Annotated in this window: 33 protein-coding genes; 11 read left to right on the top strand and 22 right to left on the bottom strand. The window is 64.3% G+C overall.

Going from position 1 to position 25,649, the window contains the following annotated elements:
* Positions 1–7: 7 nt before the first annotated feature.
* Positions 8–1,099, bottom strand: a complete 1,092-nt coding sequence (locus tag MRBLSP13_RS19705) for a branched-chain amino acid aminotransferase (RefSeq protein WP_363737981.1) — start codon at positions 1,097–1,099, stop codon at positions 8–10.
* Between the two features lie 153 nt (positions 1,100–1,252).
* Here MRBLSP13_RS19705 and MRBLSP13_RS19700 point away from each other — a divergent pair, with 153 nt between their 5' ends.
* Both MRBLSP13_RS19700 and MRBLSP13_RS19695 read left to right on the top strand, forming a co-directional pair.
* Entirely contained in the window at positions 1,253–2,269 is a 1,017-nt protein-coding gene (locus MRBLSP13_RS19700; protein ID WP_363737980.1) for a threonine aldolase family protein, read from the top strand.
* A complete protein-coding gene (locus MRBLSP13_RS19695) occupies positions 2,266–3,156 on the top strand; it encodes a DMT family transporter (protein WP_363737978.1) in 891 nt (296 codons plus the stop codon). Before MRBLSP13_RS19700 ends, MRBLSP13_RS19695 begins: the two co-directional genes overlap by 4 nt.
* 242 nt (positions 3,157–3,398) lie before the next feature.
* Here MRBLSP13_RS19695 and MRBLSP13_RS19690 read toward each other — a convergent pair whose 3' ends face one another.
* The 11 genes from MRBLSP13_RS19690 to MRBLSP13_RS19640 all read right to left on the bottom strand — a co-directional run bounded on the left by MRBLSP13_RS19690 (position 3,399) and on the right by MRBLSP13_RS19640 (position 11,652).
* Positions 3,399–4,196, bottom strand: coding sequence for an SDR family NAD(P)-dependent oxidoreductase (locus tag MRBLSP13_RS19690; RefSeq protein ID WP_363756208.1), 798 nt, complete (start codon positions 4,194–4,196; stop codon positions 3,399–3,401).
* Between the two features lie 22 nt (positions 4,197–4,218).
* Positions 4,219–4,590 carry a HesB/IscA family protein gene (locus MRBLSP13_RS19685; RefSeq protein ID WP_363737974.1) on the bottom strand — a complete coding sequence of 124 codons (372 nt, stop codon included), beginning with the start codon at positions 4,588–4,590 and terminating at the stop codon, positions 4,219–4,221.
* The gene (locus MRBLSP13_RS19680) at positions 4,590–5,066 is read right to left on the bottom strand and encodes an SUF system Fe-S cluster assembly protein (protein WP_363756206.1); all 477 of its coding nucleotides are present in this window, start codon (positions 5,064–5,066) and stop codon (positions 4,590–4,592) included. The genes MRBLSP13_RS19685 and MRBLSP13_RS19680 overlap by 1 nt, the downstream gene beginning before the upstream one ends.
* Positions 5,059–6,270: a cysteine desulfurase gene (locus MRBLSP13_RS19675; protein WP_363756204.1), complete on the bottom strand. Its 1,212-nt coding sequence runs from the start codon at positions 6,268–6,270 to the stop codon at positions 5,059–5,061. Before MRBLSP13_RS19675 ends, MRBLSP13_RS19680 begins: the two co-directional genes overlap by 8 nt.
* A complete protein-coding gene (locus tag MRBLSP13_RS19670; RefSeq protein ID WP_363737970.1) occupies positions 6,267–7,034 on the bottom strand; it encodes a SufD family Fe-S cluster assembly protein in 768 nt (255 codons plus the stop codon). The genes MRBLSP13_RS19675 and MRBLSP13_RS19670 overlap by 4 nt, the downstream gene beginning before the upstream one ends.
* Positions 7,031–7,777 carry a Fe-S cluster assembly ATPase SufC gene (gene sufC / locus MRBLSP13_RS19665; protein WP_363738231.1) on the bottom strand — a complete coding sequence of 249 codons (747 nt, stop codon included), beginning with the start codon at positions 7,775–7,777 and terminating at the stop codon, positions 7,031–7,033. Before sufC ends, MRBLSP13_RS19670 begins: the two co-directional genes overlap by 4 nt.
* 17 nt (positions 7,778–7,794) lie before the next feature.
* On the bottom strand, positions 7,795–8,250 hold the full coding sequence (locus tag MRBLSP13_RS19660) for a hypothetical protein (protein WP_363737969.1): 456 nt from the start codon (positions 8,248–8,250) through the stop codon (positions 7,795–7,797).
* A 24-nt stretch (positions 8,251–8,274) separates the two neighbouring features.
* Positions 8,275–8,736, bottom strand: coding sequence for a hypothetical protein (locus MRBLSP13_RS19655; RefSeq protein ID WP_363756202.1), 462 nt, complete (start codon positions 8,734–8,736; stop codon positions 8,275–8,277).
* Entirely contained in the window at positions 8,733–10,217 is a 1,485-nt protein-coding gene (sufB, locus tag MRBLSP13_RS19650; protein WP_363756200.1) for a Fe-S cluster assembly protein SufB, read from the bottom strand. The genes MRBLSP13_RS19655 and sufB overlap by 4 nt, the downstream gene beginning before the upstream one ends.
* Positions 10,214–10,624: an RrF2 family transcriptional regulator gene (locus tag MRBLSP13_RS19645; protein ID WP_133653261.1), complete on the bottom strand. Its 411-nt coding sequence runs from the start codon at positions 10,622–10,624 to the stop codon at positions 10,214–10,216. The genes sufB and MRBLSP13_RS19645 overlap by 4 nt, the downstream gene beginning before the upstream one ends.
* A 197-nt stretch (positions 10,625–10,821) precedes the next feature.
* Positions 10,822–11,652 carry a helix-turn-helix domain-containing protein gene (locus MRBLSP13_RS19640; RefSeq protein ID WP_363738229.1) on the bottom strand — a complete coding sequence of 277 codons (831 nt, stop codon included), beginning with the start codon at positions 11,650–11,652 and terminating at the stop codon, positions 10,822–10,824.
* Between the two features lie 472 nt (positions 11,653–12,124).
* Here MRBLSP13_RS19640 and MRBLSP13_RS19635 point away from each other — a divergent pair, with 472 nt between their 5' ends.
* Both MRBLSP13_RS19635 and ggt read left to right on the top strand, forming a co-directional pair.
* Complete coding sequence (locus MRBLSP13_RS19635; RefSeq protein ID WP_363756198.1) at positions 12,125–13,174, top strand: quinone-dependent dihydroorotate dehydrogenase; 1,050 nt, start codon at positions 12,125–12,127, stop codon at positions 13,172–13,174.
* Between the two features lie 188 nt (positions 13,175–13,362).
* Positions 13,363–15,063, top strand: a complete 1,701-nt coding sequence (ggt, locus tag MRBLSP13_RS19630) for a gamma-glutamyltransferase (RefSeq protein WP_363737963.1) — start codon at positions 13,363–13,365, stop codon at positions 15,061–15,063.
* Between the two features lie 34 nt (positions 15,064–15,097).
* Here ggt and MRBLSP13_RS19625 read toward each other — a convergent pair whose 3' ends face one another.
* From MRBLSP13_RS19625 to MRBLSP13_RS19585, 9 genes are all read right to left on the bottom strand, one after another.
* Positions 15,098–15,592, bottom strand: coding sequence for a hypothetical protein (locus tag MRBLSP13_RS19625; RefSeq protein ID WP_363737961.1), 495 nt, complete (start codon positions 15,590–15,592; stop codon positions 15,098–15,100).
* Positions 15,593–15,661: 69 nt separating this feature from the next.
* Positions 15,662–16,090 carry a SufE family protein gene (locus tag MRBLSP13_RS19620; protein ID WP_363737959.1) on the bottom strand — a complete coding sequence of 143 codons (429 nt, stop codon included), beginning with the start codon at positions 16,088–16,090 and terminating at the stop codon, positions 15,662–15,664.
* Positions 16,091–16,180: 90 nt separating this feature from the next.
* Positions 16,181–16,414 carry a hypothetical protein gene (locus tag MRBLSP13_RS19615; RefSeq protein ID WP_363737958.1) on the bottom strand — a complete coding sequence of 78 codons (234 nt, stop codon included), beginning with the start codon at positions 16,412–16,414 and terminating at the stop codon, positions 16,181–16,183.
* A gap of 30 nt (positions 16,415–16,444) precedes the next feature.
* Entirely contained in the window at positions 16,445–16,696 is a 252-nt protein-coding gene (locus MRBLSP13_RS19610) for a hypothetical protein (protein ID WP_133653255.1), read from the bottom strand.
* Positions 16,697–16,725: 29 nt separating this feature from the next.
* Complete coding sequence (locus MRBLSP13_RS19605) at positions 16,726–17,049, bottom strand: hypothetical protein (RefSeq protein ID WP_363737955.1); 324 nt, start codon at positions 17,047–17,049, stop codon at positions 16,726–16,728.
* A 122-nt stretch (positions 17,050–17,171) separates the two neighbouring features.
* Positions 17,172–17,552, bottom strand: a complete 381-nt coding sequence (gene pspC / locus MRBLSP13_RS19600; RefSeq protein ID WP_363737954.1) for an envelope stress response membrane protein PspC — start codon at positions 17,550–17,552, stop codon at positions 17,172–17,174.
* Between the two features lies 1 nt (position 17,553).
* A complete protein-coding gene (gene pspB, locus MRBLSP13_RS19595) occupies positions 17,554–17,835 on the bottom strand; it encodes an envelope stress response membrane protein PspB (RefSeq protein ID WP_133653252.1) in 282 nt (93 codons plus the stop codon).
* Positions 17,836–17,838: 3 nt separating this feature from the next.
* The gene (gene pspA / locus MRBLSP13_RS19590; protein WP_363737952.1) at positions 17,839–18,519 is read right to left on the bottom strand and encodes a phage shock protein PspA; all 681 of its coding nucleotides are present in this window, start codon (positions 18,517–18,519) and stop codon (positions 17,839–17,841) included.
* Positions 18,520–18,558: 39 nt separating this feature from the next.
* Complete coding sequence (locus tag MRBLSP13_RS19585) at positions 18,559–18,732, bottom strand: hypothetical protein (protein WP_363737950.1); 174 nt, start codon at positions 18,730–18,732, stop codon at positions 18,559–18,561.
* A 176-nt stretch (positions 18,733–18,908) separates the two neighbouring features.
* Here MRBLSP13_RS19585 and pspF point away from each other — a divergent pair, with 176 nt between their 5' ends.
* Positions 18,909–19,931 carry a phage shock protein operon transcriptional activator gene (gene pspF / locus MRBLSP13_RS19580; protein ID WP_363738227.1) on the top strand — a complete coding sequence of 341 codons (1,023 nt, stop codon included), beginning with the start codon at positions 18,909–18,911 and terminating at the stop codon, positions 19,929–19,931.
* A 13-nt stretch (positions 19,932–19,944) separates the two neighbouring features.
* On the opposite strand, the gene MRBLSP13_RS19575 is transcribed toward pspF, so the two are convergent.
* Complete coding sequence (locus MRBLSP13_RS19575; RefSeq protein ID WP_363756196.1) at positions 19,945–20,823, bottom strand: 3-hydroxybutyryl-CoA dehydrogenase; 879 nt, start codon at positions 20,821–20,823, stop codon at positions 19,945–19,947.
* Between the two features lie 182 nt (positions 20,824–21,005).
* On the opposite strand from MRBLSP13_RS19575, the gene ybgC reads away from it, so the two are divergent.
* The 6 genes from ybgC to pal all read left to right on the top strand — a co-directional run bounded on the left by ybgC (position 21,006) and on the right by pal (position 25,567).
* Complete coding sequence (gene ybgC, locus MRBLSP13_RS19570; RefSeq protein WP_363756194.1) at positions 21,006–21,476, top strand: tol-pal system-associated acyl-CoA thioesterase; 471 nt, start codon at positions 21,006–21,008, stop codon at positions 21,474–21,476.
* Complete coding sequence (gene tolQ / locus MRBLSP13_RS19565; RefSeq protein ID WP_363737946.1) at positions 21,473–22,192, top strand: protein TolQ; 720 nt, start codon at positions 21,473–21,475, stop codon at positions 22,190–22,192. The genes ybgC and tolQ overlap by 4 nt, the downstream gene beginning before the upstream one ends.
* Positions 22,193–22,223: 31 nt before the next feature.
* Complete coding sequence (tolR, locus tag MRBLSP13_RS19560; RefSeq protein WP_133653246.1) at positions 22,224–22,691, top strand: protein TolR; 468 nt, start codon at positions 22,224–22,226, stop codon at positions 22,689–22,691.
* An 18-nt stretch (positions 22,692–22,709) separates the two neighbouring features.
* Positions 22,710–23,621: a cell envelope biogenesis protein TolA gene (locus MRBLSP13_RS19555; RefSeq protein ID WP_363756243.1), complete on the top strand. Its 912-nt coding sequence runs from the start codon at positions 22,710–22,712 to the stop codon at positions 23,619–23,621.
* The gene (gene tolB, locus MRBLSP13_RS19550) at positions 23,618–24,967 is read left to right on the top strand and encodes a Tol-Pal system beta propeller repeat protein TolB (RefSeq protein ID WP_414714732.1); all 1,350 of its coding nucleotides are present in this window, start codon (positions 23,618–23,620) and stop codon (positions 24,965–24,967) included. The genes MRBLSP13_RS19555 and tolB overlap by 4 nt, the downstream gene beginning before the upstream one ends.
* Before the next feature lie 87 nt (positions 24,968–25,054).
* Positions 25,055–25,567, top strand: coding sequence for a peptidoglycan-associated lipoprotein Pal (pal, locus tag MRBLSP13_RS19545; protein WP_133653245.1), 513 nt, complete (start codon positions 25,055–25,057; stop codon positions 25,565–25,567).
* Positions 25,568–25,649 lie beyond the last annotated feature (82 nt).

The following is a 25,649-nucleotide window of genomic DNA, read 5'->3' as shown; positions in this document are numbered from 1 at the left end:
CCGGCCGTTAAAGCTTCCGCACCCAGTTCGCCGGATCGGCCACCGTGCCGCGCTGGATGCCGGTCAGTTCCGCGCGCAGCGCTTCCGTCACGATGCCGCCATCGCCATTGCCGATGGTGAAGTCGCCGTCGACGCTCTTCACCGTGCCAATCGCGGTCACGACCGCCGCCGTGCCGCAGGCAAAGGCCTCGCGCAACTTGCCGCTGGCGGCGTCGGCGCGCCATTGGGCAAAGCTGTAGAGCTCCTCACGCACGTCATGCCCCCTGGCGCGGGCGAGCGAGAGGATGCTGTTGCGGGTGATGCCCGGCAGGATCGTGCCGGACAGCGGCGGCGTGACGATCGAACCGTCGTCCATCACGAAGAAGACGTTCATGCCGCCCAGTTCCTCGACCCACTTGTTCTCGGCAGCGTCGAGGAAGACGACCTGGTCGCAGCCATGCTGGATCGCTTCCTTTTGCGCCACCAGCGAAGCGGCGTAGTTGCCGCCACATTTGGCAGCGCCGGTGCCGCCCCGCGCGGCGCGGGTGAAATGTTCCGACACCCAGAGCGTAACCGCCTTCTTCCCGCCCTTGAAATAGGCGCCGGCAGGCGAGGCGATGACGCAGAAAATATACTCGTTCGCCGGGCGCACGCCCAGGAAGGTTTCGCTCGCGAACATGAAGGGGCGCAGGTACAGGCTACCCTCCCCGGACGGGATCCAGTCGACGTCGATCTTCACCAATTCCTCGACCGCCTCCAGGAAAAGGTCTTCGGGCAGAACGGGCATGGCCATGCGCTCAGCCGATTCAGCGAAGCGGCGGGCATTTTCCTCTGGCCTGAACATGGCGATGCTGCCGTCCTCGAGCCGGTATGCCTTCATGCCTTCGAAGATTTCCTGGGCATAGTGGAGCACGGCGCAGGCGGGATCGAGCTGGAAGGGCTCGCGCGGGCCGATCGCGTGGCTGTGCCAGCCCTGCCCCTCGGTATAGCGAATCGTCACCATATGGTCGGTGAAGAGCTTTCCGAAACCGGGATCCGCCAGCAATACGGCGCGCTGATCAGCCGACACAGCCTTGCTGCTGCGGGTGACGGTAAAGCGCGATGTCTGCTGGACGTCCATGTCGAAAAACTCCTTTGGATCGGACGGGCCGCCTATGTCACAGATGGCGGCGCGAAACAATGGTCAATATTACTGACCCAAGTTGCGGTCCATGGCCGATCCCGTCGGGGTGGCATCTTGGCGCTGGGCCGCAGCACGGCTATCCCATGGGTCATGCACTTTTTCTCCGACAATGCGACGCCGGTCTGCCCGGAAGTCATGGCAGCCATCGTCGCGGCCGACCAGGCCGATCATGGCTATGACGGGGACCGCTGGAGCGCCCGCTTGAACGGTGCCTTTTCCGATCTGTTCGGGACGGAATCGGTGGCGCTGTGGATCGCGACCGGGACGGCGGCAAACAGCATAGCGCTGGCCTCGCTCTGCCCACCCTATGGCGGAATATTGTGCCATGAGGAGGCGCATATCGTCGTCGATGAATGCGGCGCGCCCGGCTTCTACACCCATGGGGCGACCCTGATGGCATTGCCTGGCGAGGGCGCGAAACTGTCGCCAGAAACAGTGCTGGACCTGTTGAAGGCTATCCGTCCCGACGTGCACCAGGTGCCCGCACGGGCGATCAGCATCACCCAGGCGACCGAATATGGCCTGGTCTATACGCCCGGCGAAGTCGCGGCACTGGGCGATCTGGCACGGGAGCATGGGCTGGGTTTCCACATGGATGGGGCACGCTTCGCCAATGCGGTGGCGTATCTAAACTGCCATCCCGGCGATGTGACCTGGCGCGCAGGAGTCGACATCCTCTCCTTCGGCTGCGTCAAGAATGGCGGCATGGTGGGCGAAGCCCTCGTCTTCTTCGGCAATCAGGCGCAGGCGCGAGCGGCCGAGGCGGCGCGCTGGCGCAAGCGGGGTGGACACCTCTTCTCCAAGGGCCGCTATCTGGCGGCGCAACTATTGGCGATGGTCAAGGGCGACCTGTGGCTGCGCAACGCGCGGGCGGCCAATGCCGCGGCCCAGGCGCTGGCGGCGGGCGCGGCGGGACGGCTGCTGCATCCGGTCCAGGCCAATGAACTGTTCGTGCGGCTGAGCGAGGCGGAAAGGACGCAATTGCGGGCGCAGGGCTTCGATTTCCATGACTGGGGCGGGGATGCGGCGCGGCTCGTCGCCAACTGGTCGCAGCATGCCTCCAGCGTGCAGCCTCTGGCCGAGGCGATCAGGACATTGGAGGGATGAGCGAGGGCAAGGGCGTTTTCCTGCCCTTCATCCTCGTCACGCTGATCTGGAGTTCCACCTGGATCGTGATCCGGGACCAGTTGGGAAATGTGCCGCCAAGCTGGTCTGTCTGCTACCGCTTCCTGTTGGCCGGATCGGCGATAGCGATCTTCGCCCGGCTGCGCGGCTTGCCGCTCAACATCGGTGGCAGCGGGCTGGCCTTCGCGGGATTGCTGGGTACGGCGCAGTTCGTGATGAACTTCAATTTCGTCTATCGTGCGGAGCATTATCTGACATCGGGCGTGGTCGCGGTGATCTACGCGATGCTGCTGATACCCAACAGCATCCTCGCCTATCTCTTCTTCCGTCAGCCGGTGAGCCGCGCCTTCATCGCGGGGTCGGGGGTCGCACTGGCGGGCATCGCGCTGATGCTGGCGCATGAATATCATGGCGCCCGGGTCCGGCCGGACATGGTGCTGCTGGGCGCGGCATTTTCGATCGCCGGGCTGCTGAGCGCGTCGGCGGCCAATGTCATGCAGGGGATGGAGATCGCCCGGCGGCTGCCGATGGCGGCAGTGCTCGCCTGGGCAATGCTGATCGGCGCGGCTGTAGATGGGCTGTTCGCCTGGGCGACGGCCGGACCGCCGGTCATCGAGATGCGTCTGGGCTATTTGGCAGGAATTGCCTGGCTGGGGCTGGCGGGTTCGGTCGTGACCTTCCCGCTCTATTTCCGGCTGATCCAGCAAATGGGTGCGGGGCGGGCGGCCTATACCAGCGTGCTGATCCCGGTGATCGCGATGCTGATCTCGACGCTGGTCGAGGGCTATCGCTGGACGGCGCTGGCGGGTGCGGGGGCGCTGCTGGCAATTGCAGGGATGGTCGTCGCGCTGCGAACCAAGCCGGTCTGAGGGCGGACGCCCGGCTGGTAAAGCCGCTTGGCCGCATTGACCCTGTCGATCAGGCTGGCGAGCGGCACCGGCGCGGATGCGGTGCGTTCGGGCAGGGACAGGCTGTTGATGCGCTGGCCCAGAGCGGTGAAGGCATGATCGAAGCGGTCCATTTCTTTATTCCCCGGAAGCTGACGGGCCAGCCATCGGGCAGGGATGGTTAAGAAGCCGTTAGTGATGATCCTGCTTTGCGGCGGAGCGAGTCACAGACAGGCGCGCAGCCCTTCGCGATAGGTGGGATAGAGGGGAGACCAGCCCAGCAGGCGCTTGGCGCGTCCGTTCGCCACCCTGCGGTTTTCAGCGTAGAAGGAGCGCGCCATGGGGGAAAGCTGCGCCTCCTCCAGTGTCAGCAGCGGCGGGGCAGGTTGGCCAAGCAGGGCGCAGGCTTCCTCGATCAGCCGGTTCTGCGCGCAGGGCAGGTCGTCGGACAGATTGTAGATGCCCGGCGGACCATGATGGATCGACGCGAGGACGCCAGCGACGATATCATCGACATGGGCGCGGCTGAACACCTGATCGGGCAGGTCGATGCGGTGCGCCCGCCCTTCCCGCACACGATCGAGCGCGGAGCGGCCGGGGCCGTAAATACCCGGCAGGCGGAAGCGGCGGAGGTCCGGACGCAGAGCGCCCCAATCCGCATCGGCCTGCGCGCGCGCAGCCCGCCGGGCCACGCCGGTCGGGCTTGCTTCATCGACCCAGGCGCCCGCCGCATCTCCATAAACCCCGGTGGAGGAGAGATAGCCGGTCCAGATGGCAGGCGCTGCGGCGATGGCGGCGCCATAGCGGGTGAGGACCGGATCGGCATCACCCTCGGGCGGAACGGAGGACAGGATGTGGCTGGCCCGCGCGATGGCGGTCAGCACAGCGGTTTCGTCGCTGAAGTCGAGCGTTTCGGCATCGGCGGCGCGACGAACGCCGGTAACATGCCATCCCTCGGCCCGCAGGCGCATGGCGAGCCGGGAGCCGGTGTAGCCCATGCCCAGGATGAGCATATGGGGCATGTTCAGGCGGCCGCTGGCCAAGTCAGACCGTAAAGCTCTCGCCGCAGCCGCAGCTACCCTTGGCATTGGGATTGTTGAAGACGAAACCGGCGGTGAAGTCATCCTCCACCCAGTCCATGGTCGATCCGACCAGATAGAGCACGGAGGCGCCGTCAATATAGAAGGTGCCGCCCGGCGTTTCGATCTTCTCGTCGAACTTGGCCTCCTCGTTCACATAATCGACCGAATAGGCAAGGCCGGAGCAGCCCCGGCGCGGCGTCGACAGCTTGACCCCGATCGCGCCTTCGGGCGCCTGCGCCATCAGGTCGGCAATGCGCTGCTCGGCGCTCGCCGTCAGCACGACGGCGGCCGGACGGGCACGGATCTTTGTTTCGCCAGTGTGAGGAGGAGTCATCAGAGCATTCCCAGTTCGAGCTTGGCTTCGTCCGACATTTTCTGCGGATCCCACGGCGGATCCCAGACCAGGTTCACCTGCGCATCGCCCACGCCCGGCACCGCGCCGACACGCAATTCGACTTCGCCCGGCATGGATTCGGCCACCGGACAGTGCGGCGTGGTGAGCGTCATGGTGACGACGGCGTGGCCATCCTCCGTCACGTCTACGCCGTAGACGAGGCCCAGATCATAGATGTTGACCGGGATTTCCGGGTCATAGATTTCCTTGAGCGCATCGATGATCGCATCATAGAGGCTGCCGCCCGGTTCGCCCCTGGGCATGTCGGCAGGCTTCTGCGCGAGGAAGCCATCCAGATAGTCGCGCTGGCGCGCGCCGGAACCGGCCGCCTCCTCGACGCGTGCCTTCGGGGGCGTTTCCACCCCCTCGACCTCTTCCACCAGAATCTTGCGCTCTTCGCGATTCACTTCAGTCATTGGCGAAGATCTTCCTCACTCTTTCTATGCCCTTGACCAGCGCATCCACATCGCTTTCGTCGCTGTAGATGCCGAAGCTGGCCCGTGCCGTGGCCTCGACGCCCAAATGGCGCATCAGCGGCTGCGCACAATGATGCCCAGCCCGGATGGCGACGCCGGTTTCGTCCAATATGGTGCCGACATCGTGCGGATGCACCCCCTCCACCTCGAAGGAAAGAATGCCCGCCGAATCTTCCGGGCCGAACACGCGCACGCTGTTGAGGCTTTGCAGCGCGGTCCTGGCCTTCGCGACAAGCGCGCATTCATGGGCGTGGATCGCGTCCAGCCCGATGGCCTGCACATAGTCGATCGCCGCCGACAAACCGACAACGCCGGTGATATGCGGCGTCCCCGCCTCGAACCGGGTGGGCGCGGGGGCATAGGTGGTTTTTTCGAACGTCACCTTGTCGATCATCGATCCCCCGCCCTGATAGGGCGGCATGGCGTCGAGCAGCGCCTTTCGCCCCCAGAGCGCGCCGATGCCGGTGGGACCGTAGAGCTTGTGCGCGGAAAAGACGTAGAAATCGCAGTCCAGCGCCTGTACGTCCACGGCAAGGCGCGGCACGGCCTGGCAGCCGTCGATCAGGATCTTCGCGCCCACGCCATGCGCGATTTCGGCGGCGCGGTGGACGTCGAGCACGCTGCCCAGCACGTTCGACACATGGGCCAGCGCGACCATCCTGTGCGCGGGCGTGATCATCGCGGCCATGGCATCCAGATCGATCTTGCCGTCCGGGGTCAGCGGCACGACATCGATCCCGGCCCCGACTTTTTCGGCGACAATCTGCCACGGAACGATATTGCTGTGATGCTCCAGCATGGAGAGCAGGATGCGGTCGCCGGCCTTGAGCTGCGTCCCTGCCCAGCTTTGCGCGACCAGATTGATGCCTTCGGTCGCGCCGCGGACATAGACGATCTCGCTGTCCGACTGCGCGCCGATGAACTGCGCCACCTTCCGGCGCGCCGCCTCATAGGCAAGCGTCATATTCGCCGAACGTTCGTAGACGCCGCGATGGACCGTCGCATAGTCCGGGCCATAGGCGCGGGCGATGGCGTCGATCACGGCATGGGGCTTCTGCGCGGTCGCGGCGCTGTCCAGATAATGCCAGCTGCCTACGCCGGGAAAGTCGTCCCTGAGCTGCAAGGCCTGGGCCAGGTCGGTCATACCAGCCTCTCCAGCTTGGCGAGGGCGGCGGACTCAAGCCGGTCCTTGACCGCTTCGTCGGCCACATCATCGAACACGCCCGCGACAAAGGCCTTGAGCAGCAGCGTCTTGGCGGTCGCCGGGTCCATGCCGCGGCTCGCCATGTAGAAGAGGGCCTGCTTGTCCAGTTCGCCCACCGTCGCGCCATGGGCGCATTTCACGTCGTCGGCGTAGATTTCCAGCTCCGGCTTGACATTGGCCGTGGCGGTGCGGTCGAGCAGCATCGCCTTCACCGACTGGAAGGCATCGGTGCGCTGCGCATCGCGGGCGACATTGATGCTGCCCAGATAGCTGCCGGTGGCGCGCTGGCCCAGGATCGAACGGATCGTCTGGCCGCTGGTCGCGTCCGGCTCGGCATGGGTGACGGAGGTGATGATCTCCAGCGTCTGCTCGCCGCTGCCGATGATCGCGCCGTTCAGTTCGAAATGCGCGCCCCGCCCCAGCGTCACGGTAAAGGCCACGCGACCGAATTTCCCGCCGATATTGAGGAGGTGGAAGTCGAGCCGAGCGCCGTCCGCGATGCTGATGACATAATCATGCACCGCCGCCGCGCCTTCGCCCGCATCCTGCAACAGATGATGGTGCGCAGTTTCTCCGGCCGCGACATCGATGTGCGTCGGCGCGGGCGTCGGCCAGATGGCCGCCAGCGCATCAAGGTCGCTGTAGCGCCATTCCTCGGCCCTTCTTGTAGGGAGGGGGCGTGCGGCAAGGGAGAGCGTGGTCACGCCGCAACCACCTCCGCATAACCCTCGCGCTCCAGTTCCAGCGCCAGTTCCGGGCCGCCGGACTTGACGATCCGGCCAGCGGCAAGGACGTGCACGAAGTCCGGCTTCACATAGTCGAGCAGGCGCTGATAATGGGTGATCAGCAGCACCGCCTTGTCGGGCTTGCGCATGATGGCGTTGATGCCGGCGCCCACGATCTTGAGCGCGTCGATGTCGAGGCCGGAGTCGGTTTCATCGAGGATCGCCAGCTTGGGATCGAGAATGCCCATCTGCACCATTTCAGCGCGCTTCTTCTCGCCGCCGGAAAAGCCGACATTCACCGGACGCTTCAGCATTTCCATGTCGAGGCCGAGGAGAGCCGCCTTTTCCTTGGCGAGCTTGATGAACTCGCCGCCCGACAACGGTTCCTGGCCGCATGCCTTGCGCTGGCTGTTGAGGCTCTCGCGCAGGAATTGCAGGTTGGAGACGCCGGGGATCTCGACCGGGTATTGGAAGCCCAGGAACAAGCCGGCGGCGGCGCGCTCGTGCGGCTCCAAGCTGAACAAGTTCACACCGTTAAAAGAGGCATTGCCGCCGGTAACCTGATACCCTGGGCGGCCGCCCAGCGTATAGGCCAGCGTCGACTTGCCCGCGCCATTCGGCCCCATGATCGCGTGGATCTCGCCCGCCTTGATGGAGAGCGACAGGCCCTTCAGGATCGCCTTGCCGTCAATCTCGTTGGTGAGGTTCTCAATCGTCAGCATCATTCACACCCCAAAAATCAACGACCATGCGCGCGCTGGAGCGTCCGCGCGGTCCAGAAGGCCATGTCCCGCACGTCGCCCGGCGCGGGGAACAGCGTGTCGATATGGCGCTTGATCGGCATATAGGGCCACCAGTCGGCGCCGGGTTCGGGCGCGCCCTTTTCCAGCACGCCGGTCACGAATTCGGTCACCGGACCCATGCGGGCGAGATTGGGCGCCTTCGCCTTGTGGAAGGCCTTGTCGCTCTTCAGCTTCTCGGTGAAGGCGAGGTCGCCCGTCTCCAGCGCGGCGCGGCATTCGGCCTGATAGGCGTCGAGGTCGCCGAAATCCTTGGCGGCGCGGGCCTGAAGCTCGCCCTCTTCCAGCTCATAATCCTCGGTCAGGATGCGGATCGCGGCGGTCCATGCCTGACCATTTCCGACATCCTCCGCGAAATCGGCGAGGGCATCCTGAATATCGTCTTCGTCGCTCAAGTTTCAGTCCTCTACATTCTACTCTCAGGCGTCCATCGCCCCATAGTGACGCCGCCTCAAGGTCATTGGCATCGCACGCCCCGCCTGAAAAACGTACCAAATCGTTTTTTTCCGCCAGAATAACAACCTGTCTCTCATGCATTCCATAGAATGACCATGATCCAATCGCTCAAAGAAAGAAGTAATTCCCGTATAAAGGAGATGGATAGACTTATCATTCATCCCATTTTTCTTTATAACGCCATCGACAATTTTATTGACTTCCGAGTGCACGATCATTTCAAATGGCAAGAGGTTTTTCTGAGTTTCTCGTTCATGTTCCAACCCTGCCGGATGAACGCTTTTTACGAGTTGATCCAACTCATCCTTATTCACACCCGTCCACCAAGAAGCATGCTTGACTGCCGCCGTGTCAGACAAATTTTGAGCCAATGCACCATACACAAGACCTAGCGCCTGCTTGAGCTCGTCCCCGTCATAAATCACCCGACACTGCCCTCAAGGCTAATCCCCAGAAGCTTCTGCGCCTCGACCGCAAACTCCATCGGCAGCTGTTGCAGCACTTCGCGGGCGAAGCCGTTGACGATCAGGCTGACCGCCGCTTCCTGGTCCAGCCCGCGCTGCATCGCGTAGAAAAGCTGGTCGTCGGAAATCTTCGACGTCGTCGCTTCATGCTCGATCTGCGCCGAAGGGTTGCGCACCTCGATATAGGGCACCGTATGCGCCCCGCACTGGTCGCCCAGCAGCAGGCTGTCGCACTGGGTGAAGTTGCGCACGCCCTCCGCGCCCGGCGCGACGCGCACCAGCCCGCGATAGGTGTTGTTCGAGCGGCCCGCGCTGATCCCCTTCGACACGATGGTCGAGCGCGACCCCTTGCCATTATGGATCATCTTGGTGCCGGTGTCGGCCTGCTGCATATTGTTGGTCAGCGCCACCGAGTAGAATTCGCCGACGCTGTTCTCGCCATTGAGAACGCAGGACGGATATTTCCAGGTGATCGCGCTGCCGGTTTCCACCTGCGTCCACGAAACCTTGCTGTTGCGGCCCTGGCAGAGCGCCCGCTTGGTCACGAAATTATAGATGCCGCCCTTGCCGTTCTCGTCGCCCGGATACCAGTTCTGGACGGTCGAATATTTGATCTCCGCATCGTCCAGCGCGACCAGTTCGACCACGGCGGCGTGTAGCTGGTTCTCGTCGCGCATCGGGGCGGTGCAGCCTTCGAGATAGCTCACATAGCTGCCCTCGTCCGCGACGATCAACGTGCGTTCGAACTGCCCGGTATTCTCCGCATTGATGCGGAAATAGGTGGAAAGCTCCATCGGGCAGCGCACGCCCTTGGGGATGTAGACGAAGGTACCGTCGGAAAAGACCGCGCAGTTGAGCGTCGCGAAATAATTGTCGTGCATCGGCACGACCTTGCCCAGCCACTTCTTTACCAGATCGGGATATTCACGCACCGCTTCGCTGATCGAGCGGAAGATGACGCCGGCTTCCTCCAGTTCCTTGCGGAAGGTGGTGGCGACCGAGACGCTGTCGAACACCGCGTCGACCGCGACCTTGCGACTGCCCTTCACCCCGGCCAGCACTTCCTGTTCGGCAATGGGAATGCCCAGCTTCTGATAGGTCGCCAAAATCTCCGGATCGACCTGATCCAGCGAGTCCAGTTCGATCTTCTTCTTCGGCTCCGCGTAATAATAGGCGTCCTGATAGTCGATCGGCGGAATGTTGAGCTTGGCCCAGTCCGGCGCCTCCATCTTCTGCCACATGGCGAAGGCCTTCAGCCGCCATTCCAGCAGCCATAACGGCTCCTTCTTCTTGGCCGAAATGAAGCGGACCGTATCCTCGTTCAGCCCCTTGGGCGCGAAATCCTGTTCGATGGCGGAGGACCAGCCATGCTCATAGGTGGAGGCGCGATCGGCCGCCTCATGCGCTTCACGGTTGCGGACGGTGGTGGTTTCCTCGGTCATGCCATTTCTCGGGTAAGGCTAGCGATGGTGACGCTCGCGAGCGCCGATCGGATCGCATTGTTCGCGACGTTCATATGCGGCCGGACGCGGCAATCCTGCTCCAGCGTGCAGTCATGGGCGCCCATTTCGGTACAGGCGGTCATGGCGATCGGGCCTTCCACCGCCTCCACCACATCGGCCAGCGTGATCGCGGCGGGCGGGCGGGCAAGGCGCACGCCGCCGCCTGTCCCCCGGCTCGATTCGAGCAGACCCGCGGCCGACAGCCGGCTCACCAGCTTCTGCGCGGTGGGCAGGGGAATGCCGGTTTCGGCCGAAAGTGTGGTCGCGTTCATCCTGGCCGCGCCGCAATGGCGGGCGGCGGCGGACATCAGCACCACGGCATAATCTGCGAAACTCGAAAGCCTCATGACCCTGCGTCTTGCGAACCATTCTCAAATCGGATCGAATCAATCCGATTGGCATGTGGTCCCGGCAGAGGCGGGAATCAAGGCATTTTTGCTGATGGCTGAGGTTTAGAGCGGGTTTCGATCTGATTGAATCAGATCGCCGCTCCGGATTCCTTGTTTGCCGCGATTTCTTAACCAGCGATCGCTTGGAAATCGCTCTAGCTGAAACGGTTGATCACGGCGACGTCTCCACCCAGCGAGCGGCGCAGCAGGGTGAGCTGCGCCACCGCGCTCGGCTCTGTCTGCAACTGGTGCGGGGTCAGGCCGATGAAATGCTTGATCTCCCGAATGAAATGCGACTGGTCGTAGAAACGCCCGTCGTCACACAGCGCCTGCCAGCTTTCATGGTCCAGCGCGATCCGCGCGCTGCACCGCAGCGCCCGATATTTGCGCGCCAGCAGCTTGGGCGGGCAGCCATAATATTTGTTGGTGAGCCGGGCGAGCTGGCGTGGCGAAAGGCCGGTGATGTCGGCCAGCGTCTCGATCCGCGGAGAACCTTCATCCATCAGCCAGCCGTCCACCGCCTTCAACAGCCGCCATGTCGAATCCGACAGGGGAACAAGACGTTCCGACAGGAATGACCAGCAGAGCGTGGCCATCTCCTCCGCATCGTCGGTGGCGCGGAGTTGCTCCAGCAATTGCCGGTAGCCGGGAAGGTCGACCATCTCCTGCAGCCGATCGGTGAGAATGCTGGCATCCCCCCCATGCAACGCGATCCAGCCCGCAGGGAGCAGCGAAATGCCGACCACGCGGCCCGGCCCCGTCAGTTCAAAGCGAGTCGCCCCCATGGTCGGGCCCAACAGGCAGACTTCCGGCGTCGGCACTATCGTTCCATCATGGAAATGATAGTCGCCGCTGTTGTCCAGCATGAAACGAAGCTGCGGCACATCGGCACGGGTCACGTCGGAATAATGTTCCGCCGTTTCGGTGAAGATGTAGAGCGAACCGAAATAGGCGTTGAGCTGGTCGGGTGGCGCGAAATAGCGCAACCGTACCGCTCCCTGAGCCGCGTCGACTGTATAGGACAGCGGCGCATGACCATCTTTCGCCTTGATATTCAACGCCCCCCCGGACGTCTCGCTGTCATGCGGCCCCATATTATCACCCCGGTGATGCAATATGCGCCATCGGCGTGAAGGTGCAAGGGTTATGCGTGGCGGAAATGCGCTTTCCACCATGCCGGGCCCGTCAATGAATGTCGCAGGGCAGGGAAAAAACGACCCGACGGTTTTCACCGCCGGGTCAGGAAAAGGTCTCGTCAGCCATATGGCCTAGAGCCTTCGGGTCGCAGGACTCTCTTACGTCCGAATCGCTGAAACTTTATTGGATGGATCGGACATTGGTCGAACCAAAACGGGACGAATCCCAAGGAATTTTGTTAAGAAATGTCATTCCGTCCTTACTGTTGCCGCGCTGCAACAGCGACTCGACCTGTGCGCTTTGCGATGGCATAGCGCCGCCATGTCCTATCGCCTGATCCGCCCCCTGTTTTTCGCGCTGGATGCCGAGCGCGCCCACCATCTGTCGATCAGATTGCTGCGCCTGATGCCGGTGCCGCCCGCGCTCGAACCCGATCCGATGCTGGGCCAGACGGTGGCGGGCATCGCCTTTCCCAATCCGGTGGGCCTGGCGGCAGGTTATGACAAGGAGGGGCTGGTCGCGCACAAGATGCACGGGCTGGGCTTCGGCTTTACCGAACTGGGAACGCTGACGCCCCTGCCGCAGAAGGGCAATCCCCTGCCCCGGCTGTTCCGGCTGGCCGAGGACCGGGCGGTGGTCAACCGCATGGGCTTCAACAATGGCGGCCAGGCGGCAGCGGCTGAGCGAATCGCGAAGCGCAGGCGGCCCGGCAGGAACGGACAAAACCCGGTGATCGGCATCAATATCGGGGCCAACAAGGACGCGACCGATCGGATCGCGGACTATGCCACGGGCGTGACCTGCATGGCGCCCCTGGCCGACTATCTGACGGTCAATATCTCGTCGCCCAACACGCCGGGACTGCGCGCGCTTCAGGACCGGGCCGCGCTGGACCAATTGCTGGGCGCGGTCATGGCGGCGCGGGGGACGAATCGGACGCCCATCTTCCTGAAGGTGGCCCCGGACCTGGAGCCCGCCGATATCGAGGATATTGCCGACGCCTGCATCGACCACCGGATCGACGCGCTGATCGTGTCCAACACCACCATATCCCGGCCTTCGCTGCGGTCGCCGCTCGCCGGGGAGGCGGGCGGCCTGTCGGGCGCCCCGCTGCACGATCTGGCGCTGCAAAGGCTGCGCGACTTTCGGCGCGTGCTGGGCACTCGCCTGCCGCTGATCGGCGTGGGCGGCATCGCCACGGCGGAACAGGCCTATGCCCGCATCCGCGCCGGTGCGAGCCTGATCCAGCTTTACAGCGCGCTGGTCTATGAGGGGCCTTATCTCGCCCGGCGGATCAATAGCGGCATCAAGGCGCTGATGGCGCGCGACGGGGTGAGGAATATCAGCGAGATAGTGGGTATCGACGCCTGATTCGTCCAGCGGGTTGCGGAGCGCAATACAGCGATCGAGCGCGCTATCGGTTCCGATCGCCTGGAAATCGCTCTGGAGCGCGTTGCGCTGAATCCGAGTCACGCAGCGCGCTCTATGCTTTTGATGTCGCATCGTTTTCGCGCAAAACCGGTTCCCACTTTTGCGCACGATGCTCTAGGGTACCCGACATGACCTTTCGCCTTTTCGGCCTGCTGGCTCCCTTCGCTCTTTATGCCCTTTCCCCCTCCCCGCTGGCCGCGCGGGAGCCGGTCGCGGTCAACGCCACCGTGTCCGCCGCCGATCCGCGCGCGGCGGAGGCAGGGCAGGAGATATTGCGCAGGGGCGGCAGCGCCACCGACGCCGCCATCGCCATGATGCTGACGCTGAATGTCGTGGAACCGCATAACAGCGGTATCGGCGGGGGCGGATTCCTGATGCATCATGACGGGCGGACCGGCGTGCTGGAATCGATCGACGGGCGGGAGACCGCGCCGGCGGCGGCGCGGCCCGATCGCTTCATGGGCGCGGACGGCAAGCCCCTCTCCTTCCGCGATGCCTGGCCAGGCGGCTATTCCGTCGGCGTGCCCGGCAATGTCCGCCTTGCCTGGGAGGCGCACCGCAAATGGGGCAAGCTGCGCTGGGCCGAACTGTTTCAGCCGGCCATCAGACTGGCCGAACAGGGGTTCGAGGTGCGCCAGCGACTGGACACGGCGATGAAGGCGGTTGCGCCGGTGTGGGCTGATTTTCCCGAGATCCAGAAATATTTCTGGATCGACGGCAAACCTGCGCCGATGGGCACGATCCTCAAGAATCCGTCGCTCGCCGCCCTGTTCAGGCGGATCGCGGCGGAGGGGCCGGACGCCTTCTATCTGGGCGACAATGCGCGCATGATCGCGGACACGGTCAGCAAGGCGCCGAAAAATCCCGTGCCGATGACGGAGGCCGACCTCGCGGCCTATCAGGCCAAGCCGCGCAAGCCGGTTTGCGGGCCTTATCACGGATATACGATATGCGGCATGGGACCGGCCTCGGCGGGCGGCATCACCGTATTGCAGGTGCTGGGCATGGTGGAACGCTTTCCGCTGGCCAAGTGGGGCAAGGACGATCCCCGGTCCTGGCATGTCATCGGGGAAGCGATGCAGCTCGCCTATGCCGACAGGGACAACTGGCTGGGCGATCCGGAATTCGTGTCCGTGCCGATCGCCGGGTTGATCGATCCCGGCTATCTCCGGCAGAGGTCGGCGCTGATCAGCATGGGCAGGACGCTGAACGACTATCGCCCCGGCACGCCGCCGGGTGCGGAAAAGCGCACCGCAGCCCTGCCCCAGCCCGAATCGGGCACCAGCCATTTCGTCGCGGTGGACCGCAATGGCGACATCGCTGCCTGGACCTCCACCATAGAGAGCTTTTTCGGCAGCCAGCTCGTCGCCAATGGCGTGATCCTGAACAATGAACTGACCGATTTCAGCTTCACCCCCGAAAAGGACGGCGCGCCCGTCGCCAACCGGGTCGAACCGGGCAAGCGGCCGCTGTCGTCCATGTCCCCCACCATCGTCTATGATGCGGCGGGAACCCCGGTCTTCACCATCGGCGCGGCGGGCGGCAGGACCATCATCATGCAGGTCGCCAAGGCGCTGATCGCGCATTTCGACTGGGGCCTGTCGGCGCAGGATTCGATCGCGCTGGGGTTCGAGTTCTTCGACCGGGACGGGCTGGTGCTGGAACAGGGCACATCGCTGGAGGCGATGAAGGCGCCGCTGGAGAAGCTGGGGCACAAGGTGTCGATCAGACGCTTCGGCCTGAAAGCCAATGCGGCGGAGCGCACGGCCGACGGCCATTGGGTGGGCGGCGCCGATCCGCGCAGTCCGGGCGTGTCGTTGCAGGAGTGAAGCCCTGTTGGAACGCGCCGTGCTCCTGCGGCGGCTACACTTTCAGGTTCAGGCCCGCGACGTTGAACTGGAAGGGAAAGCTCTTGTCCTTCGGCCCCACCACCAGGTTCACCTTGATCGTCCGGCTGTCCTTGATCGCGTCATAGGCCTTGGCCGCGGGCAGGACTTCGATACCGTCCTGGTTCTCGGTCATCCGGCCTTTCCATTCATGCGTCTTGCCGTCGTCCGTGACGGCCGTGACCTCGCAGTCCGACAGGTCGCAGGTGAAGGGTGCGCCGACCAGCTTGACCGTGACATCCGCCCCGCCTTCCTGCAGCGGCTGGACCAGCAGCACGCCGAACGTATCGGCGGCGGTCATGGTCTGGACCGTGTTGGCGCTGCCGATATAGGCGACCCTGGCCTTTCCGCCCTCGCCGCCTTCATATTTCCAGGCCTGTCCGATCTGGTCGCGCTGCGTCGGCCCCTTGTCGTCGGAGGATGAGCAGGCGGCGATCAGCCCCAGGGCGGCAAGCACCGCTATCGATCGCATCGCTTTTCTCCTTCTGTCCGTTTCGTTGGCGGAAGGAGAACGCATGGCGCCGGCGGGGTTTCCCTCCGCTCAGCTATAGCGGGCGGCAGTATCCCGGATCAGCGCGATCATGTTGGGAATGCCCTGCGTCCGGTTGGAACTCAACTGGTTGCGCAGGTCGAAGGGGGCGAGCGCGGTTTCGATATCCGTCCCGGCAATGGCGGCAGGCGACTGATCCTGCACGGTGAGGAGGACGAGCGCGATGATCCCCTTGGTGATGGCGGCGTTGCTGTCCGCCAGGAAATGGAGCCGCTTGCCCCTGGCGGAATCGGCGTCGATCACGGTGGGATAGACCCATACCGCCGCCGAACAGCCGCGAACCAGCGTGGCGTCGGTCTTGAGCGCGTCGGGCATCGGCTCCAGTGCCTTGCCCAGGTCGATGAGCAGGCGGTAGCGGTCGTCAGCGTCGAGGAATTCATATTCTTCGACCAGATCGGCAAGGACGGGCAATTGGGTCATGGCCGCCCATATAGGGTGAAATTCAAGCGGGGAAAGCTCTTCCCGCTGCCGTCCCCCTCCCGCCGGGCGGGAGGAGGAAATCGGCCTTTTTCAGATATCCACGCCCGCGGCTATGGCTTCCAGCTTGCGGATGCGTTCCTTGAGGTCGGCAACCTCGATCCGGGTCGCGGTGGAGGGCGGCGCTGCCCCCTCCGTCCCGCGGGCGAGTTCCGCGCGCTTAAGGTCCAGCCAGCCATTCCAGCCCCGCAAGGCCGCGGCGGTGACGATGATGAGTCCCGACAGACCCGCAATCGCCAATGTCAAAGTGTTGAGGGGGTCCTGCATATCGTCCTCCCTGTGATGATGATGCCCGCGTCAGTCGCGGTCCCGGAGCTTGTCGAATTCGCGCTCCAGGGCAGTGCTGCTGTCCGTCGCCAGCCGTTCCAGAACGGCGACCCGGTCCTTCAGCGCCTTCACCTCCGCCCGGAGCCGCTCGGCTTCCGGATCGGGTCCGCGCTGGACCAATTCTTCGCCCTTGTGGCGGCGAACGATGCCATATTTGGCGCGAACGACGCTGGCGACGGCTGCTATGGCGACGATGGCGACGACCATTTCAAACGGATTCATGATTTTTTCCCTTGCTGAGCCTGGGGCCGTCAGTTGGCGGGACCGCGCAGACGCTCGATTTCCCTGTTCAGTGAGTGACTTTCATCGGTGACGATGCGCTCGACCACGACCATCCTGTCCTTCATCGATCCGATTTCGGCGCGTAGCTGGGCATTTTCCTGGCTCAGCAGGCTGATCCGTTCCATCGCCTCATTGCCTGCCTGCGGATAGATGGCCTGGCCCCATGCCCCGTCCAGCGGATAGCCATGCTTGATCCGCAGCCAGGTGGTGACGATCCAGCCGCCCACACCGATCCCGGTGCAGATCACGATCAGCGGTGCGAGTTGCGCAACCAACGCAAATTGTTCCGACATGGCAAACCTCCCTCGCTACCCGCAGGTGCGGCATATCAGATGTTGAATTTCTCAGACAAAATTCCGATTTTTCGACAGACCCCCAAGCCCGTTCGATAAACGGCGTGGGCCACGCGATTCCGTCAGCGCAGGTTGTCGATCTCATCGGCGAGCCGGGTGTTACGGCTGGTATAATAAGTTTCGATATCGGCCAGGCGACGGTCGATGTCGCGGAACTTGGACCGCACATCGCGGGTCGAGCGTGCTGGATTGGTGCGAACGCCCTGCCAGAATTTCTCGTCATCCCGGTCGGCATAGAGGCCCGCCGGCTTGTTCTCCGCAAAATAGGCCACGATGAAATAGGCGATCAGCGTCCAGGGAAAGGCCCCCATCAGCGTCACCAGCACGGCACCGACGCGAACCCACAGCACGTCGATCCCGCTATAGTCGGCTATGCCGGCGCATACGCCCATCCATTTGCCGTTCTGCTTGTCGAGATAGAATTTGGTGCGACGGGCAGCCATCTCAGTTCCTCCTGTGGGGATATTGGCGGTCGAAGTCATAATCCTCGTCCTGCGAAGGACCGGCGGGACGGAAATCGGGGTTGTCGGCGGCGACGATCCGTTCGACGGTCTGAAGCCGCTCCTCCAGCCGCCGGGCGAGCAGGTGAAGCTCGTCCAGCAGCTTCTCGTCCTCATCGGTGATCTTGGGGGCCTGCTTCCACTTGGTGACATAGTGGAAGATCAGCCAGGGCATGCCGATAAACAGCATGCCGCAGATCATGAGGGGCAGGAACACGTCCTCCATGCGTCATTCTCCCCTGTTTGTACCGGCGTTCATCGACGCCTTCAGCGCGGCCAGTTCGGCGTCGACCTTGTCGGACGTCTTGAGCTCCGCGATCTCCTCCTCCAGCGTCTTGGGCTGGTTGCCTAGGCTCAGGGCGTCGGCGCGGCCTTCGGCCATGTCGACCCGGCGCTCCAGCATGTCGAAGCGGGCAAAGGCGTCGTTCACCTTCTCGCCGGCATAGGCTTCGCGCAGGCGCAGGCGGTTCTGGGCGCTTTCCATGCGCGTGACCAGGCTGTTCTGGCGCGCGCGGGCCTCGCGCAGCTTGCCCTGCAACTTGGCGATGTCCTCTTCGGAGGCGCGCAGCGCTTCGTCCAGCACCTCGATCTCATGGGAAAGCTGCTCCGCCATGTCGACCGCCTTCTGCTTTTCCACCAGCGCGGCCTTGGCCAGATCCTCGCGGTCCTTGCTGAGCGCGAGCTGGGCCTTTTCCGTCCAGCTGTCCTGCAGGCCCTGGAGCTTGGCGATGTGACGCCGCATTTCCTTCTGGTCGGCGATGGTGCGGGCGGCGGAGGCGCGCACCTCGACCAGTGTTTCCTCCATTTCGAGGATGATCATGCGGATCATCTTCGCCGGGTCTTCCGCCCGGTCGAGCAGGTCGGTGACATTGGCGGCGATGATGTCGCGGGTGCGGGAGAAAATACCCATTTGAACTTCACTCCTGGTACGAACGTGTCGGGGCGAGCCTTACGCCAGATAGTGCAAGGCTGCGGGGCATTCCGGGTTCGCGATCATCGGGACTTCGCTGGCGCGGGCAGGGCCTACCGCCGAAAGGATCAGGGTCGATCCGAACAGGACGGAGGCGATGGCGACGGACAGGAACTGACCGATTTCGCGGACGCTGTTGCTTTGCTTTTCCATGATAAACTCCTGAACCTTGGCCTTCATATGCGTGCCGCTCGATAGGTCAGCGGCTTCGCTTTCCAACTTTGCAGAAGCCGTGCCAATTTCCGGAAATGGCAGAATTTCGCGGTTTTTTACGATCGTGCAAGAATAGGACTTGCCGAAATATGGGAATTTTCACCATAAGTTGGGGCATGGAGAAAAACACCCAGTTCGTCGGCCAGTCGCTGGCCTTTCTCGATGCGGTCGAGCAGGCCGGACGGGCGGCGGAACTCAACCGGCCGGTACTGGTCATCGGGGAGCGCGGCACCGGCAAGGAACTGATCGCGGAGCGCCTTCACCATCTTTCGCCCCGCTGGGACGAACCGCTGATCGTCATGAACTGCGCGGCGCTGCCGGAAACGCTGATCGAGGCGGAATTGTTCGGCCATGAACAGGGCGCCTTCACCGGCGCGGCGCGGGCGCGGGCGGGACGGTTCGAAGAGGCCGATCGCGGCACACTGTTCCTGGACGAGCTGGGCACGCTTTCCATGGCGGCGCAGGAGCGGCTGCTGCGCGTCATCGAATATGGCGAGGTGACGCGGATCGGCGCGTCGAAGCCGCTGACGGTCGACGTGCGCATCGTCGCGGCGACCAATGAGAACCTGCCCGCCGCTGCCGATGCCGGGCGGTTCCGGCCCGACCTGCTGGACCGGCTGAGCTTCGAGGTGATCACCCTGCCCCCGTTGCGGGCGCGGGAGGGGGATGTCGCGGTGCTCGCCAATCATTTCGGGCGGCGCATGGCGGCGGAGATCGGCTGGCCGCAATGGCCGGGCTTTTCCGCCGCCTGCATGGCCGAGCTGGAGGCCCATTACTGGCCGGGCAATGTACGCGAACTGCGCAATGTGGTGGAGCGCGCGGTCTATCGCTGGAACGAGCCGGGGCGGCCGGTCGCGGCGATCGTGTTCGATCCCTTCGCCTCGCCCTGGAAACCCCAGCCGCTGATGCCGGTGCAGGTCGTGGCGGAGGGTCGGACCATGGGCTCACCAGCTCCCGTCGCCAACGGCCATGACGCGATCACGGACCTCAAATCCGCCGTGGATGCGCATGAGGCGGCCATCGTCCGCGCGGCGCTGGAGCGCTTTCGCTACAACCAGCGGGCGACGGCGAAGGGGCTGGGGCTGACCTATGACCAGCTTCGCCATTGCATGAAGAAGCATGGGTTGAGCGCGGGGTAGCCCAACCCCCACATCACCGCGTCGGCACCGGCTCCGCACCGGAATAGTCGTAGAAGCCCTTGCCGGTCTTCCGGCCCAGCCAGCCGGCCTCGACATATTTCACCAGCAACGGCGCAGGGCGATATTTGGGGTCGCCGGTCGTGTCCTGCAGCACCTTGCAGATTTCCAGGCAGGTATCGAGACCGACGAAATCCGCCAGCGTCAGCGGCCCCATGGGATGGTTGAGGCCCAGCATCACGCCCTTGTCGATGTCGGTCACGCTGCCGACGCCCTCACCCAGCGCGAACATCGCTTCGTTGAGCATCGGCAACAGGATGCGGTTCACCACGAAGCCGGGCGCGTCGAAGGCATGGACCACCTGCTTGCCCAGGCTGGCGGCGAAGGCCTCGACCGCAGTCACCGTTTCCGCGCTGGTGGCAAGGCCGCGAATGACCTCAACCAGCGCCATCACCGGCACCGGGTTGAAGAAATGCACGCCGACGAACCGGCTTGCATCGGGCGCCGCCTGCGCCAGCCGGGTGATCGGGATGGAGGAGGTGTTGGACGCCAGGATCGCGTCGGGCGCCAGCAGCGCGCCGACATTGCCGAAGATGGCGCGCTTGATCTCCTCCCGCTCGGTCGCGGCTTCGATCACCAGCTGACAGGCGGCCAGTGGCGGGATTTCGCCCGCCGGCGTGATCCGGGCGATGGCGGCGTCGGCATCGGCCTGCGCCAGCTTGCCCTTTTCGACCGCACGGCCAAGCTGGCGGATGATGCTGTCGCGGCCCTTCTGCGCGCGGGGCAGGTCGATGTCGGACAGGATGACCTCATAGCCCGCCTGCGCCGCCACCTGCGCGATGCCCGCGCCCATCTGGCCCGCGCCGATCACCCCCACGGTCCGAATATCCGTCATGGTCGAAAACCCTCCTGCACTGAATCCTCTTCGCCCGCCCCCGTAGCGCCATGACAGGCGGGCTGCCAGTGCTTCCGCGCAACGTCAAAGCGGACGGAAAGCCCCGTGCGGGAGGCGGAGCGCCGATCTTTCTGCGATTTCCCGCTTTGCGCAGCGCCTGCTTGATGGTTAAAAGCCCCGGCATGTCCGTTTCAGACCTGCTGCCCGCGCCGGCGACCGGAAGGTTCATCGCCGCCGTGCATCACTTTCCGCTGCGCGTCTATTTCGAGGACACCGATCTGTCCGGCCTTGTCTATCATGCCAATTATCTGCGCTATATGGAACGGGCCCGATCGGACATGCTGCGCATTGCCGGGATCGACCAGCGCGCCAATCTGGAGGGTGGAGAGGGCGTCTATGCCGTCACCGACCTCCAGCTCCGCTATCGCCGCCCCGCCCGGCTGGACGATGAGCTGATGGTCGTGAGCCGCGTCACGAAAGTCGGCGCGGCTTCATGTTCCATTCATCAGACGGTCATGCGCGATGAGGAAATATTGACCCAGGGCGATGTTTCCGTCGCCTTCCTGACACCCCAGGGCCGCCCGCGCCGGCAACCAAAGCCCTGGACCGACATTTTCAGCCGTTTGATGAGAGGGGAAGACATCAACCCATGAGCCTTTCGATGCCCGACGTTGGCCTTGCGGTCGGCAATGCCGCGCAAGCTGCCACCATTTCGCCGCTGGCCCTGTTCCTTCAGGCCGACATCGTCGTGAAGGTGGTGATGCTGGGCCTGCTGCTGGCCAGCATCTGGACCTGGGCGATGATCATCGGCTTCAGCTTCACCCTGCGCAAGGCCAGCCGGCAAAGCCGCGCCTTCGAACAGGATTTCTGGAAGGCGGAGGATATCGACCGCTTCTATGAAGGCCGCGGCAAGGCGGAGTTCCCGGCCGCCAAGGTGATGGCCGCCGGCGTCACCGAATGGCGCCGGTCGACCGCACAGAAGGTGATCGATCGCGAGGGGACGCGCGATCGGCTGTCCACCGCCATGTCGAGCACGATCGCTGCGGAAATGGACCGGCTGTCGGACCGGCTCAACATTCTCGCCACGATCGGTTCGGTCGCCCCCTTTGTCGGGCTGTTCGGCACGGTGTGGGGGATCATGCGGGCCTTCACCAGCATCGCGGCGGAACAGAACAGCAGCCTGGCGGTCGTTGCGCCCGGCATTGCCGAGGCGCTGTTCGCCACCGCCATCGGCCTGTTCGCGGCGATCCCGGCGGTGATCGCGTACAACCGCTTCAGCCATGGCATCAACCGCATGGAATCGGGGCTGACCCGCTTTGCCGACGGCTTCTATTCGACGCTGAGCCGCGAGCTGGAGGCGCAGCGGTGACGAAGGCCGGGATAAAGCGGGGGGCGATGTAATGGCCATGTCCGGGCCTCCTTCCAGCCGTCGCGGACGCGGTCGCGCGCCGATGGCGGACATCAACGTGACGCCGCTGGTCGACGTCATGCTGGTGCTGCTGATCATCTTCATGGTCACAGCGCCCTTGCTGGTGACGGGCGTGCCGGTGAACCTGCCCGAAACCCGCGCCAAGGGGCTGGACCAGGACCAGAAGCCCACCGTGGTCTCGATCGACCGCGACGGCGGCGTCTTCATCGACGACGCGCAGATCAGCGACGCCGAACTGCCCGGCCGCCTGGCCGAGATCATGTCCGCCAATGCCGGCAAGGCTGAACCGCCGCAGATCTTTCTGCGCGCCGACAAGGGGCTGGACTATGGCCGGGTGATGCTCGTCATGGGCGAGCTGAACCGCGCGGGACTCAACAAGGTCGCGCTGGTCAGCACCGGCACCGAGGACAGGTCCGCTGTCAGCAGCGGTTCAGAATAGGGGCCATAGGTCTTGGCGATGGATCGTGCGGAGAAAATCGGCCTTGGCGTGGCAACGGCGGGACATGTCCTGCTGTTCGGCCTGCTTTCGTCCGGCTTTCTGGCTACCCCTAACCCCCTGAAGCTCAATTCGCCGCCGATGGACGTCAGCCTGGTGGATGAGGTCGCGCTGAAATCGACGGCACCGCAGGTGTCGACCGCGCCCCCGCCCGCCAGCGTTGCGCCGGAACAGGGCCCGACCGAGGACGCCGTGCCCGCGCCGGAACCCGAACCGGCGCCACGACCCGAACCAAGCCCGGCGCCGCCGGCTCCCCGTCCGGCTCCACCCAAGCAGGCGGCCAAGCCTGCACCGCCCAAACCCGCGCCCGCACCCCCGAAGAAGGATGTGCCGGCCGCCAAGCCGAAGCCCAAGCCGGCGGCGGAAAAGCCCGCACCAGCCAAGGCATCGCAGAAGCCCGCGGCCAAGTCCAAGTCCGACACGCCCGCGCGCGCCTCCGGCCAGGGCAAGGCGGACAAGCCCAAGGGATCGCTGCTGGGCAAGGACTTCCTGAAGGGCATCGACACCGAGGACGACGCCCCGCGCAAGCCCGCGCCGCCACCGGCGGCCGCCATGGGGCCGGCGCAGAAGGCCGCGCTGGACGCGGAAATCCGTCGCCAGCTCAAGCCTTATTGGAAATCCCCCAGCGGCGCGGACATCGAGCAGCTTCGCACCTTCGTCGACGTGCAGCTTTCCCGCGACGGTTCGCTCGCGGGGCAGCCGCAGGTCGTCAACACCACCGGCATCACCGCCAGCAACCGCACCCAGGTGACGTTGCATCAGGAACTGGCGGTCAAGGCGATCCGCCTCGCCGCGCCTTTCAAGCTGCCGCCCGCTTTGTATGATGGCTGGAAATCCCTCCGCATCTCCTTCGACAAGAGGCTATCGCAATGACCCCATCCTTCAGGACAGGAAAGGCCCGCGGCACGTTCGGGGCCATGCTGGGGGCGCTGCTGCTGGCGCTCGCGCCCGCCGCTTCGGCACAGCTCAGCGTCGATGTGACGGACGAATCCTCCTCCAACCTCAAGATCGTGGTCCCTGCCCTGCCGGCGCAGGCGGAGGTTTCCACGCCCGCAGGCGGTTCGACCGAGCTGGGCCGCAAGATCGCCGAGGTGATCGCGGCCGACCTCAAGGGGTCGGGCCTGTTCGATCCCTCCGGCCCTGCCGGCATTCCGGCGATCGCCTTTCCCGAAGTGACCAATCCCGTCTATGACAAATGGGGCGCCTATCAGGCACTGGTGCAGGGTTTCGTGCGCACGACGGGAGGCGAGGCGGACATCACCGTCGGCTGCTATCTCTACGACGTGGCGCTGAAGCAGGAACTGACCCGGCAGGGCTATGTCGTGGCGCCGCGGGACTGGCGGCGGGCCGCGCATAAATGCGCCGACGCCATCTATGCGCGCCTTTCGGGCGAGAGCCCCTTCTTCGACAGCCGCATCGCCTATATCGCGGAGAGCGGCCCCAAGGGGAACCGCACCAAGCGCCTCGCCATCATGGATTCGGACGGGGCAAACCACCGCTTCATCACCAATGGCCAGTCGATCGCGCTGACGCCGCGCTTTTCGCCCGACTACAAGTCGATCGTCTATGTGAGCTACCTCAACAACCGCGTGCGCATCTATATCTATGACATCGGCACGGGGCGGCAGCGGCTGGTGACGGAAAGCAACAATCCCACCTTCGCGCCGCGCTGGTCGCCGGATGGCCGCAACATCCTTTTCTCCATGGCGATCGCGGGCAACACCGACATCTATCGCATTTCCGCCAGCGGCGGCGCGCCGGTGCGCCTGACCACGGCACCGGGCATCGATGTGGGCGGCAGCTATTCCCCCGACGGCCGCCAGATCGTGTTCGAAAGCGACCGTTCCGGCAGCCAGCAGATCTATGTGATGAACGCCGACGGTTCGGGCCAGCACCGGATCAGCCATGGCGGTGGCCGCTATGCGACGCCGGAATGGAGCCCGCGTGGCGACCTGATCGCCTTCACCAAGATTTCCAGCGACTTCAAGATCGCGGTCATGACGCCGACGGGTGACAATGAGCGCATCCTGACCAATGGATGGCAGGACGAGCAGCCGAGCTGGTCGCCCAATGGCCGCGTGCTGCAATTCTTCCGCACCACGCCCGGCCGGGAAGGCAGCAGCCAGGTGTGGCAGGTCGACCTGACCGGCGTGAACGAACGGCGCATACCCACGCCGCTCAGCGGGTCGGACCCGGCCTGGGGGCCCTTGCTGCCCTAGGACGCCGACATATGCTGATTCGCATCATGACGGAACCGAATCGTCCCGACTGCGTAACGACCTTCAGACCCTGTTGAGGAGCATCCGATGAAAATTTCCCGTCCTTTGCTGATGGCGACCGCCATCGTGGCCCTTGCCGCCTGCTCCAAGAAGCCGCCGCAGGAATTGCCCCCCGCGCCCGGCGGCGACAGTTCGGCGCAAACCGGCGCTCCTGCCGCCCCGACTGGCCCGGTCAAGGGCAGCCAGGAGGATTTCGTCGCATCGGTCGCATCCGATCGCATCCTGTTCGGCACCGACCAATATGATGTCGACGCGCAGGACCAGCAGATCCTGCAAAGTCAGGCCGCCTGGCTGCAACAGAACCCCAATGTCCGCGTGACCATCGAGGGGCATTGCGACGAGCGCGGCACCCGTGACTATAATATCGCGCTGGGCGAGCGCCGCGCCAATGCGGCGAAGAATTATCTCGCTTCGCTGGGCATCGACGCCGGCCGCATCACCACCGTGAGCTATGGCAAGGAACGCCCCGCCGCGCTGGGTTCGGACGAGGCCGCCTGGGCGCAGAACCGTCGCGCGGTAACCGTCACGGTCCAATATTGATCATGTGAAGCTTTCGGGTCGCACCAGCTTCATGACCCCCGGAACAGCGATCTGATCAGATCGCTGTTCCGGGGGTTTCCTT

Origin of the sequence: Sphingobium sp. LSP13-1-1.1, from assembly GCF_040676415.1 — a bacterium.
Taxonomy (GTDB): domain Bacteria; phylum Pseudomonadota; class Alphaproteobacteria; order Sphingomonadales; family Sphingomonadaceae; genus Sphingobium.
Note: the sequence above shows the minus strand (reverse complement) of the source record. Positions and strands in the feature narration are given on the sequence as shown.

Bases quoted from the DNA above. Each gene is read 5' to 3' on its own strand.
- MRBLSP13_RS19705 (WP_363737981.1), bottom strand. From the start codon at position 1,099: ATGGACGTCCAGCAGACATCGCGCTTTACCGTCACCCGCAGCAGCAAG.
- MRBLSP13_RS19700 (WP_363737980.1), top strand. From the start codon at position 1,253: ATGCACTTTTTCTCCGACAATGCGACGCCGGTCTGCCCGGAAGTCATG.
- MRBLSP13_RS19695 (WP_363737978.1), top strand. From the start codon at position 2,266: ATGAGCGAGGGCAAGGGCGTTTTCCTGCCCTTCATCCTCGTCACGCTG.
- MRBLSP13_RS19690 (WP_363756208.1), bottom strand. From the start codon at position 4,196: ATGCCCCATATGCTCATCCTGGGCATGGGCTACACCGGCTCCCGGCTC.
- MRBLSP13_RS19685 (WP_363737974.1), bottom strand. From the start codon at position 4,590: ATGACTCCTCCTCACACTGGCGAAACAAAGATCCGTGCCCGTCCGGCC.
- MRBLSP13_RS19680 (WP_363756206.1), bottom strand. From the start codon at position 5,066: ATGACTGAAGTGAATCGCGAAGAGCGCAAGATTCTGGTGGAAGAGGTC.
- MRBLSP13_RS19675 (WP_363756204.1), bottom strand. From the start codon at position 6,270: ATGACCGACCTGGCCCAGGCCTTGCAGCTCAGGGACGACTTTCCCGGC.
- sufC (WP_363738231.1), bottom strand. From the start codon at position 7,777: ATGCTGACGATTGAGAACCTCACCAACGAGATTGACGGCAAGGCGATC.
- sufB (WP_363756200.1), bottom strand. From the start codon at position 10,217: ATGACCGAGGAAACCACCACCGTCCGCAACCGTGAAGCGCATGAGGCG.
- MRBLSP13_RS19645 (WP_133653261.1), bottom strand. From the start codon at position 10,624: ATGAGGCTTTCGAGTTTCGCAGATTATGCCGTGGTGCTGATGTCCGCC.
- MRBLSP13_RS19635 (WP_363756198.1), top strand. From the start codon at position 12,125: ATGTCCTATCGCCTGATCCGCCCCCTGTTTTTCGCGCTGGATGCCGAG.
- ggt (WP_363737963.1), top strand. From the start codon at position 13,363: ATGACCTTTCGCCTTTTCGGCCTGCTGGCTCCCTTCGCTCTTTATGCC.
- MRBLSP13_RS19625 (WP_363737961.1), bottom strand. From the start codon at position 15,592: ATGCGATCGATAGCGGTGCTTGCCGCCCTGGGGCTGATCGCCGCCTGC.
- MRBLSP13_RS19620 (WP_363737959.1), bottom strand. From the start codon at position 16,090: ATGACCCAATTGCCCGTCCTTGCCGATCTGGTCGAAGAATATGAATTC.
- MRBLSP13_RS19615 (WP_363737958.1), bottom strand. From the start codon at position 16,414: ATGCAGGACCCCCTCAACACTTTGACATTGGCGATTGCGGGTCTGTCG.
- MRBLSP13_RS19610 (WP_133653255.1), bottom strand. From the start codon at position 16,696: ATGAATCCGTTTGAAATGGTCGTCGCCATCGTCGCCATAGCAGCCGTC.
- MRBLSP13_RS19605 (WP_363737955.1), bottom strand. From the start codon at position 17,049: ATGTCGGAACAATTTGCGTTGGTTGCGCAACTCGCACCGCTGATCGTG.
- pspC (WP_363737954.1), bottom strand. From the start codon at position 17,552: ATGGCTGCCCGTCGCACCAAATTCTATCTCGACAAGCAGAACGGCAAA.
- pspB (WP_133653252.1), bottom strand. From the start codon at position 17,835: ATGGAGGACGTGTTCCTGCCCCTCATGATCTGCGGCATGCTGTTTATC.
- pspA (WP_363737952.1), bottom strand. From the start codon at position 18,519: ATGGGTATTTTCTCCCGCACCCGCGACATCATCGCCGCCAATGTCACC.
- MRBLSP13_RS19585 (WP_363737950.1), bottom strand. From the start codon at position 18,732: ATGGAAAAGCAAAGCAACAGCGTCCGCGAAATCGGTCAGTTCCTGTCC.
- pspF (WP_363738227.1), top strand. From the start codon at position 18,909: ATGGAGAAAAACACCCAGTTCGTCGGCCAGTCGCTGGCCTTTCTCGAT.
- MRBLSP13_RS19575 (WP_363756196.1), bottom strand. From the start codon at position 20,823: ATGACGGATATTCGGACCGTGGGGGTGATCGGCGCGGGCCAGATGGGC.
- ybgC (WP_363756194.1), top strand. From the start codon at position 21,006: ATGTCCGTTTCAGACCTGCTGCCCGCGCCGGCGACCGGAAGGTTCATC.
- tolQ (WP_363737946.1), top strand. From the start codon at position 21,473: ATGAGCCTTTCGATGCCCGACGTTGGCCTTGCGGTCGGCAATGCCGCG.
- tolR (WP_133653246.1), top strand. From the start codon at position 22,224: ATGGCCATGTCCGGGCCTCCTTCCAGCCGTCGCGGACGCGGTCGCGCG.
- MRBLSP13_RS19555 (WP_363756243.1), top strand. From the start codon at position 22,710: ATGGATCGTGCGGAGAAAATCGGCCTTGGCGTGGCAACGGCGGGACAT.
- tolB (WP_414714732.1), top strand. From the start codon at position 23,618: ATGACCCCATCCTTCAGGACAGGAAAGGCCCGCGGCACGTTCGGGGCC.
- pal (WP_133653245.1), top strand. From the start codon at position 25,055: ATGAAAATTTCCCGTCCTTTGCTGATGGCGACCGCCATCGTGGCCCTT.